The organism is Streptomyces sp. NPDC127197 (assembly GCF_042672405.1).
Classification (GTDB): Bacteria; Actinomycetota; Actinomycetes; order Streptomycetales; family Streptomycetaceae; genus Streptomyces; species Streptomyces flavusporus.
Genome location: NZ_JBHXVG010000136.1, coordinates 1 through 1,684, shown reverse-complemented (window position 1 = coordinate 1,684; position 1,684 = coordinate 1). Strand labels below are relative to the sequence as shown.

At 66.8% G+C, this 1,684-nt stretch carries 2 protein-coding genes; one reads left to right on the top strand and one right to left on the bottom strand.

Annotated features, from left to right (window positions below; translation table 11 throughout):
- A partial coding sequence (locus ACFVJQ_RS45945) for a hypothetical protein (protein WP_385791962.1) occupies window positions 1–193 on the bottom strand: 193 nt, incomplete at its 3' end.
- A gap of 1,164 nt (window positions 194–1,357) precedes the next feature.
- On the opposite strand from ACFVJQ_RS45945, the gene ACFVJQ_RS45940 reads away from it, so the two are divergent.
- Window positions 1,358–1,684: transposase (locus ACFVJQ_RS45940; protein WP_385791960.1), on the top strand; the 327-nt coding region annotated here is incomplete at its 3' end.

The window sequence follows — 1,684 nt, the reverse complement described above, 5'->3', positions numbered from 1 at the left end:
CTCGGCCCTCCTCGATGACGGCGCCCGGCAGACGCACAACCGCCCCGATCGCGGCGGTACCGGCCGTCGGCGGTACCGGCCGGTCGGGGCGGCGCTCGGCCACCAGCGCCGCCATCAGCTGGGACCATGCCGTGAGGCACTCGACCCGTACCTTGCGGATCGCCGGGCAGGCGACCGACTCGACCACCAGCACCCGGGCCGGGGTTGGCGGCCAGCAGCCGGCAGTAGGTACCGCATCGCGGCGTTCAGCATCCCGCGGGGGTCGTCACTGAGCTCGGTGGCCTCGGTGGTCCGGCTGACCTCGGTGAACAGGACCTCGGTGGCGGCCCGGTACGTGGCGATGAAGAAGTCGTCCTTGGTCTTCAGACCGTGCCCTATGTGGTGAGGCGGACAAGCCGTCTGTAGCGGCAGAGAGTGGCGAGGAGACCGGCAGATGCCCCAAATAGGCGTTGGACTTTGCGGGAGCGAAGGGTACGCCCTGGTCGACCGCGAAGAGTTCCGGGCCGCATGCTGCACACCAGTCGTAAGAGTCGTGTCGTCGCCGCGTCGGTGCTTCGGGTACTCGTGGGAGGAGAACCCGAGTGCAATGGCGCCCACGACGGACACTCAAACCCACCTACTCAGAAGCCCCCGACGGGCCGCACCTGCGGGTTCCTCGTCGAACGCCGCTCTCACACGCCTATCACCGACTGCGTCGGCTCCCCCGGACCAGAATGCCCTGACCTGGCATTACATGCTCATCTTGGACTGGCCTGGACGCCCAAGGACAGTATTTACAACCTGTGCCATGTGGTACCCAGTGAGGGACCCAAGATCAGGACCGGAGCGTCTTCTGGCCCGTCAAAGCGGTATTGCAGGGTGTTCGGTGGTGTCTCACTCACCCGCCTGAGCCTCTCATCTGTCGCGAAGGCCCCTAATCCGTTGTGAAGGTGGCTCCAGAGGCCGCGGTTGAGCTCCTGGGCTGTCTGGCGTGACGGACGCCTGTAAGGCCCCTGGCTGCTCAGGCCTCCCGATAGAGCGGCGCTGTCACGGTGTGGGCGGATTTCACGGGGCCTGCGGGCGCCGGGCAGACGCCTGGTGATCTCCCAGACCCACGAGGTCTCACGAGAGAACGGCGCTGTTCCGGCGTCTCCAAGTTCTGTGAAACCCGCCGACACACGTCGTTCGTTGTTGTCGTGGCTCGAGCCCGCCGCAGGGCGACCTCTTGTTCACCTCCGCGAGCCGTGAGCTCTTGCGCAGGCAGAGGCCCCTGAGGCGAGCTGGTGTCACGAACGGCTACCGAGATGGCGGACCGACCGAGTCCTGGGATTAGGACGCCGCGTGACCCGCATGTGCTCGTGACCTGCGTAGACGCTCGATGATGGGAGAACGTGTGACCGTGTTTTGCGGGATCGACTGGGCGGAACGACACCACGACGTCGCGCTGGTCGACGGGGCCGGCGAATTGCTGGCCAAGCGCCGGATCAGTGACGACGCAGCCGGCTATCGAATGCTGCTGGAGCTCCTGGCCGAGCACGGTGACAGCCCTGAGTCGCCGATACCGGTAGCCATCGAGACCAGCCGCGGCCTGCTCGTCGCCGCTCTGCGGACCGGCAGCCGCAAGGTCTTCGCGATCAACCCGCTAGCCGCCTCCCGCTACCGTGACCGCCACGGTGTGTCCCGCAAGAAGTCGGACCCGGGCGAC